1 pseudogene is annotated in these 477 nt (G+C 32.9%); it reads left to right on the plus strand.

Features of this window, described 5'->3' with window-relative positions:
• Positions 1-477, plus strand: a pseudogene (locus tag IM290_RS21515) (hypothetical protein); the annotation flags it as partial.

A 477-nucleotide genomic window follows, 5' to 3' on the forward strand; every position in this document is an offset into this window, starting at 1 on the left:
GCCATCTGATTTAAAATCATTGTCTTCAGAACAAATTGATATAGAAAGATATCTCGGTGAACACAGTATTGAATATATTAGGAAATCAGGAGATACTGGAGCTGATGATGGAAGGGATTACGATTATATGATCAAAATGGAAACATTTGGTCAAATACTAAAAGCTATTAGCGGTCATCCTGAAAAATCCACAAACAGCATAAAAGATATATTTGAGAAGGATTATGATTCTCTTTTTATTACGAATTTTGTAATGGAAAAGGCTCCTGAATTAATTTTATCTTACTACGGAGTGATCAAGGCCTACAAAGCATCAGATTACCGTGGGAGTCAAATAAAATACCTATATGTACTTTATCTACAAGAGCATGGCACTAAAGAAATAACTTCTGAAATTATTACGAAGCTTGAGAGCTGTATTCTTGATTATAAAATCGAGGATATGTCTGTTGTTAGAAAAATGGGATTGCTTGGGTT

It is taken from the genome of Enterobacter cloacae complex sp. S1 (assembly GCF_014930525.1).
Classification (GTDB): Bacteria; Pseudomonadota; Gammaproteobacteria; order Enterobacterales; family Enterobacteriaceae; genus Enterobacter; species Enterobacter hormaechei_C.